The organism is Halorubrum sp. T3 (assembly GCF_000296615.1).
Taxonomy (GTDB): domain Archaea; phylum Halobacteriota; class Halobacteria; order Halobacteriales; family Haloferacaceae; genus Halorubrum; species Halorubrum ruber.
On the sequence record NZ_JH815330.1, the window covers coordinates 1,105,063 to 1,111,207 of the forward strand.

The window sequence follows — 6,145 nt, forward strand, 5'->3', positions numbered from 1 at the left end:
CCGATGAATCCCAACGAACTCGACGACGACGTCTTCGACAGAGATATCGACAACCCGGCCGGCCGAAAGCTCCGCCAGCTGTTCGACGAGCAGGAGTACACGTTCGCGCCCGGGATCTACCACGCGCTCGATGCCCGCCTCGCGGAGATGGCCGGGCTCGACGCGGCCTACATGAGCGGCTACTCGACCGTCCTCGGCCAGTTCGGCTTCCCCGACCTAGAGATGGTCACCATGTCCGAGATGGTCGAGAACGCCAAGCGCATGGTCGAGGCAACGAACCTCCCCGTCATCGCCGACTGCGACACCGGTTACGGCGGCGTCCACAACGTCCGGCGCGCGGTCCGCGAGTACGAGAAGGCCGGCGTCGCGGCGATCCACATCGAGGACCAGACCTCGCCGAAGCGCTGCGGCCACATCGCGGGCAAGCAGATCGTCTCCCGCGAGCAGGCCCGCTCGCGGTTCGAGGCCGCCGTCGACGCGAAGCAGAGCGAGGACACGGTCATCATCGCCCGCACCGACGCGTACGGCTCCGCGAATGGCGACTGGGAGGAACACCTCGAACGCGGCCGCATCTACGCCGACGCCGGTGTCGACCTCGTCTGGCCCGAGATGCCCGACCCCTCGCGCGAGGACGCGGTCGAGTACGCCGAGACGATCCACGAGACCCACCCCGACCTCGACCTCGCGTTCAACTACTCCTCCTCGTTCGAGTGGGGCGCCGAGGAGGACCCGCTCACCTTCGAGGAACTCGGCGACCTCGGCTACCAGTACATCTTCATCACGCTGTACGGGCTCCACTCCGGCGCCCACGCCGCCTACGAGGACTTCGCGAACATCGCCGAGAACGACGAGGAGGCGCAGTTCGACCTCGAAGAGCGCTACATCGGCCACGAGACCGAGAGCCACCACGAGCTCTCCTTCGTCCCGCGGTACCAGGACATTGAGGCCGAGTTCGACCCCGAGGCGCGACAGCGCCAGGAGGAGTCGGCCGGCTTCACCGAAGACGAGAACGACCCGATCACGGCCTCGGAGGGCGACGACTGATGGCCGGGCCGGAAGACGTCACGCTCCGGCGGAGTCAGCTCGCCACGCCGGGCTCCGACCCGGAGATGATCGAGCGCGCGCCCGACTCCGGCGCCGACGAGGCGTTCCTCGACCTCGAGGACTCCGTCGCGCCCTCGGCGAAGGTCGACGCCCGCGAGAACGTCATCGAGGGGCTGATCGAGTACGACTGGTCGGACACCCGGCCCTGCTACCGGATGAACGGCGTCGACACCAGGTGGTTCTACGACGACGTGATCGAGGTCGTCGGGCGCGCCGGCGAGTACCTCGACACGATCATGGTGCCGATGGCGAACAACCCGGAGACGGTCGCCACCGTCGACAACCTCCTGACGCAGGTCGAGGAGAACAACGACCTGCCGGTCGGCGACATCGGCCTCCAGGCGCAGATCGAGTCGCCGGAGGCGATGACGAAGGTCGCCGACATCGCCCGCGCCAGCGACCGCCTGGAGTCGCTCGTGTTCGGCCCCGGCGACTACACCGCCAACGTCGGCGCCGCCGGCCTCACGATCGGCTCCGGCGGCGGCTACCCCGGCCACTACTGGCACTACCAGCTCGCGCGCATCGCCCACGCGGCGAAGGCGCAGGGCCTCCAGGTGATCGACGGCCCGTACGCCGAGATCGAGGACGCGGAGGGGTTCCGCGACTCCTGTCGCTGGGCGAGCCAGCTGGGCTGTGACGGCAAGTGGGCGATCCACCCGAGCCAGATCGAGCCCGCCAACGAGACGTTCGCCCCCTCGCCCGAGGAGGCCGAGAAGGCGCGTCGGATCGTCGACGCCTACGCGGAGGCGAAAGAGCAGGGCAAAGGCGCCGTGAGCGTCGACGGCGAGATGGTCGACGAGGCGACCGACAAGATGGCCCGCGGGATCGTCGCGCGCGCCGAGCAGGCGGGAATTCTGTAAGCCGGGACGCTCCGAGGTCGTCGCGGCACTCGGGCATCTTTTTTCGACGCGCGCTCGCCGGTCGCCCGCCGGTATCGTCACTCCGAAATCGTCACTCCGGAATCGCTACTCCGAGATCGCGCCGCGGTCCCGCAGCTCGTCGATGTCGCCGTCGCCGTAGCCGTACTCGCGGAGGACCGACTCCGTGTGTTCGCCGAGCGCGGGCGGGTGACGGCGGACCGTCGTGGGCGTCCGCGAGAAGTGCATCGGCGAGCCGGGGAACCGCACCGTGCCCGCGGTCGGGTGCTCGGCCTCTTCGAGCATCCCGCGCGCCTCGATCTGGGGGTCGGCGAACACCTCGCCCACGTCGCGGACGCGGCTCGCGGGGACGTCGTGGTCGTCCAGCCGCTCGACCGCCTCGTCGGTCGTCATCGCCGCGAACGTCTCCGCTAACTCGCGGTCGAGCTCCTCGCGGTTCCGGACGCGCCCCTCGTTCGTCTCGTACCGCTCGTCGGCGAGCAGGTCCGGGCGGTCGATCGCCTCGCACAGCGGCGGCCAGAAGCGGTCGGACGAGCAGGCGACGACGATGTAGTCGTCCGCCGTCTCGTACGCCCGGTAGGGGACGATGTTCGGGTGTTTGCTCCCCATCCGACCCGGCGGCTCGCCGCTGGCGAAGTAGTTCGTCGCCATGTAGCTGGTCCAGGCGGCCTGGCCGTCGAGCAGGCTCACGTCGATCTTCTGTCCGCGCCCGTCGCCGAGTTCGCGTTCGAGCAGCGCCGCGAGGATCGCCTGCGTCGCGTACATCCCGGCGCCGACGTCGGCGAGCGCGACCCCGATCCGGACTGGCGGGCCGCCCTCGACGCCCGTGAACGACATGAAGCCCCCGCGGGCCTGCATCATGATGTCGTACGCGGGCTTGTCGCGGTCGGGCCCCCACTCGCCGTAGCCGGAGATGCCGCAGTAGACGAGCCCGGGGTTCTCCTCGACGAGGTCGCCGTAGCCGAGCCCCCACTCCTCCGTCTTGCCGACCCGGAAGTTCTCGACGAGGACGTCCGCCTCGCGCGCGATGTCGCGGACGACCGCGCGGCCCGCCTCGGTCGTGAGATCCAGCTGGATCGAGCGCTTATTGCGGTTGACGCTGACGTAGTAGGCGCTCTCGGCGCCGCTGTCGGTCTCACCATCCTCGCTGTCCCTCTCACCATCTTCGCCGTCCCTCTCACCATCCTCACCGCTGTCGCCCTTGCTGAACGCCGGAGGTACCCACGTCCGCGTCTGGTCGCCCGGGCCGGGCCGCTCGACCTTGATCACCTCCGCGCCGAGGTCGCCGAGCTGCATCGTACAGAACGGCCCGACGAGCACGCGCGAGAGGTCCAAGACGGTGAGTCCGTCGAGCGGACCCGCGTCGCCCTCGGGATTTCGCGCCTCACCGACCACGCGGTCTCGCCTCCGCGGACCGTCGCCGTATCCGGTTCATGCGATCCGGCACAGCCGCCGGGGTAGTGAGTGTTGCGGCGCGGTGGTGGGACTGAAGAACAGCGGCAGGGCGGTCGGATCAGGCGGGGAGGGTGTCGATCCCGTTGATCTCGACGTAGCCGTAGCCGCAGTCGGGGCAGCGCCACTTCGTCTTCTCGCCGAGGTGGAGCGTCATCGCCGCGGTCCGGTAGAACGAGCGGGTCTCGCCGCACGCGGGACAGTCCGCGTCCTTTTCGAGCGCCATGCGCGCCGATCGGTCCGGGGCGGTGTTGAACCTACTGATTCGGGCGTGGCCGGCGCGGTCGGTCGCCGCTGGGGGCGCCTCACCACACCGGCGCGAGCAGCAGCGCGACCGTCGCGGAGATGAAGACGAGTTTCAGGGAGGTGTTGACGACGATCACCTTCGTGCCGAACGACGCGCCCCAGATCCCGTACTGGAACGGGATCGAGCGCCGGAACGTCGAGACGGCAAAGGAGAGGATACTTCCGATGAGCAGCGACGCGACCGCGGTCCGGGTGGTGAAGGTGCCGGCTTCGGTCCCGGCGAGCGTCGCCGCGCCCGCGGTCGTGTCGAGCGTGAACACTGCGATGACGGGTACCGCGGCGCCCGGCAGCCCCAGCACGCTCGTGATCGGTTCGGCGACGCTCGTCAAAGCACGCACGTCGTACGTCGAGACCAGCCAGATGACCAGGGTGTAGACGACCGCGAGCCGCGGAACGATCCGCCGGAGCGTGCCCCACGACTTCTCGGCGGCGTCGCGGACGCGCTCGCGGTCGGTGCGGTCGTCGGCCTCGGGGCCGGTCGCGTCGACGTCGGCGAGCGCTGAGCGGTCGACGTTCGCGTCGGAGAGGAGGAGTCCGCCAGCGACGACGCCCGTGACCGTGATCAAAAGCGCGATGCCGGCGCGTGCGCCGACGTAGACTGCGCCCGTCGTGACCCCGAGGATCGGGATCAACACCGGGACGTAGTAGGTGAACACGTGCTGGACGAAGCCGAAGAACGTGTTCATCGTCACGGCGACGAGCGTCGCGCGGTCGTCGAGCAGGCCCGCCTCGCGGTACTCCGCCAGCGTCGCGTAGCCCGCGGTCGTCGACGCCGCGGTCGTGAGGATCGCCGTGCCGACCTCGTCCGGGAGGTTCGCCGGCCGCGTGAGCCACCCCGCGACCCCGGCGACGTACCGGACTAAGCCGAACGCGACGGCGACGTTGGCGGCGAAGACACCCCCCGCGATGAACGCCGTGATCCGGGCCAGCCGGGGGACCACGTCCGCGAGCACCGTCGCGAGGTCGGCGGCGACCGATTGCACGAATCGACGTACGCGAGGGGCGCTCAAATGGCCGTCGGAATGCGCGGGCGTTCCCGGGGCGTCGGAACGCGCGACGGTGCCCGAGGGGTCGGAACACGCGACGGTGCCCGAACCCGGGGCGGGAGCGCCGGCGCGCGGGGCTTATGTCCCGCCGCGGAGAACGCCCTCCCGATGGCTCCCGCCGAGGACGACATCTCGATCGACGAAAAGCGCGTGTACGCGGGCAGCACCGGCCGCACCGACGCCTACGTCGCGACCGGGGCCGGGATCGTCCGCGTCTCGCTGTCGGCCGACAAGATCGGCGCGTTCGACATGGTTGCGCGCGACGCGGCCCGCGACGTCGCGGTCCTCGCGTGCGGCGAGGGGACGGCTGATCTCGTCGCCGCCGCGACCCCAGACGGGCTCTCGGTCGCCGCGGTCGGCGACGACCCCGACTTCGAGCCGGTCGACGACGAGCCGGCGGTCGCGGTCGGCGTCGCGGGCGGTCGCGACGGCGTGATCGTCGCGCGAGAGGACGGCGCGGTCGAGCACGTCGAGTTCGAAGAAAGCGGGACAGCGGTCGCGTCGACGGCGCGGCTCGGCTCGGTCGCGGACCCGCGCGCGGTCGACGGCGCGCTCGTCGCGGGTGCGGACGGGGTCTTTCGGGTCGATGCGGGGAGACTCACCGACGTCGGCCTCGACGATGCGCGCGACGTAGCCGGGTCCGGGATGCCCCTCGCCGCGACCGGTGCGGGGCTCTACTGGCTCGGGAACGGCTGGATGACGGCCCGCGAGGGCGCCGCGGACGCGGTCGCGGCCGACGGCGACGGCCACGCGATGGCGGTCGTCGGCGGTGATCTGTTTGTTCACTCGGGTGCGGGCGAGTGGGATGATGAGACGTGGGCGGTTGCTGATTTGCCCGTGGACGAGACGGCGGTGGCGCTCGGTTACGGGCCCGGCGTCTCCGTCGCAGTCACGGACGCCGGTACGCTCTGCGTCGACGCCGGCGACGGCTGGCGCCACCAAGTGGTCGGCGTCCGCGACGTGGCGGGCGTGGCGCTCGTGGTCGTGGAATGAGTTGGAGATACTGTGTGGAGCGCCCCGAAATCTCGATCGTTCGCTTATAAATCATCGATAGCGGATCGGCGGCGACCGCCTCTGATGTCTCGGCTGCTGGTTTATAAATCGCGGATAGCAGATCTGCGGTGAACACCACCGGAGCCCGGCTGATAGTTTATAAGTAGTCGGCTGCGGATCGACGGCGACTAACTCCAAAGCCCCGGCCGTGAGGCGGGCGCACGCTCGCTGCGCTCCTCAGTCGCTCACTCCGTTCGCTCCCTGCGGTGCTTGCGTCGCCTGCGCCCGCCGCACGGCCGCCCCTTTGAGTCCCGCCCCGCACCACCGGAAGACGGTCCTGCTCGCTCACTCCGTTCGCTGCGCGGG

Annotated in this window: 6 protein-coding genes; 3 read left to right on the plus strand and 3 right to left on the minus strand. The window is 70.2% G+C overall.

Annotation, left to right across the window (positions count from 1 at the left end; translation table 11 throughout):
• Positions 1-3: 3 nt before the first annotated feature.
• Positions 4-1,044 carry an isocitrate lyase gene (gene aceA, locus B378_RS0114670; RefSeq protein WP_017344520.1) on the plus strand — a complete coding sequence of 347 codons (1,041 nt, stop codon included), beginning with the start codon at positions 4-6 and terminating at the stop codon, positions 1,042-1,044.
• Positions 1,044-1,964 (plus strand): CoA ester lyase, encoded by a 921-nt coding sequence (locus tag B378_RS0114675; RefSeq protein WP_017344521.1) that lies wholly within the window; start codon positions 1,044-1,046, stop codon positions 1,962-1,964. The genes aceA and B378_RS0114675 overlap by 1 nt, the downstream gene beginning before the upstream one ends.
• A gap of 105 nt (positions 1,965-2,069) precedes the next feature.
• Here the strand turns inward: B378_RS0114675 and B378_RS0114680 are convergent, their stop codons facing one another.
• The 3 genes from B378_RS0114680 to B378_RS0114690 all read right to left on the minus strand — a co-directional run bounded on the left by B378_RS0114680 (position 2,070) and on the right by B378_RS0114690 (position 4,723).
• Positions 2,070-3,377: a CaiB/BaiF CoA-transferase family protein gene (locus tag B378_RS0114680; protein WP_017344522.1), complete on the minus strand. Its 1,308-nt coding sequence runs from the start codon at positions 3,375-3,377 to the stop codon at positions 2,070-2,072.
• 118 nt (positions 3,378-3,495) lie between these two features.
• Positions 3,496-3,660, minus strand: coding sequence for a hypothetical protein (locus B378_RS17160; protein WP_017344523.1), 165 nt, complete (start codon positions 3,658-3,660; stop codon positions 3,496-3,498).
• Between the two features lie 79 nt (positions 3,661-3,739).
• Positions 3,740-4,723: a nucleoside recognition protein gene (locus B378_RS0114690; protein WP_017344524.1), complete on the minus strand. Its 984-nt coding sequence runs from the start codon at positions 4,721-4,723 to the stop codon at positions 3,740-3,742.
• Positions 4,724-4,894: 171 nt separating this feature from the next.
• Here B378_RS0114690 and B378_RS0114695 point away from each other — a divergent pair, with 171 nt between their 5' ends.
• Positions 4,895-5,779, plus strand: a complete 885-nt coding sequence (locus tag B378_RS0114695; RefSeq protein WP_017344525.1) for a hypothetical protein — start codon at positions 4,895-4,897, stop codon at positions 5,777-5,779.
• Positions 5,780-6,145: the final 366 nt, after the last annotated feature.

Excerpts from the sequence above, each read along its gene's own strand:
- B378_RS0114675 (WP_017344521.1), top strand. The coding sequence starts at position 1,044 with ATGGCCGGGCCGGAAGACGTCACGCTCCGGCGGAGTCAGCTCGCCACG.
- B378_RS17160 (WP_017344523.1), bottom strand. The coding sequence starts at position 3,660 with ATGGCGCTCGAAAAGGACGCGGACTGTCCCGCGTGCGGCGAGACCCGC.
- B378_RS0114695 (WP_017344525.1), top strand. The coding sequence starts at position 4,895 with ATGGCTCCCGCCGAGGACGACATCTCGATCGACGAAAAGCGCGTGTAC.
- aceA (WP_017344520.1), top strand. The coding sequence starts at position 4 with ATGAATCCCAACGAACTCGACGACGACGTCTTCGACAGAGATATCGAC.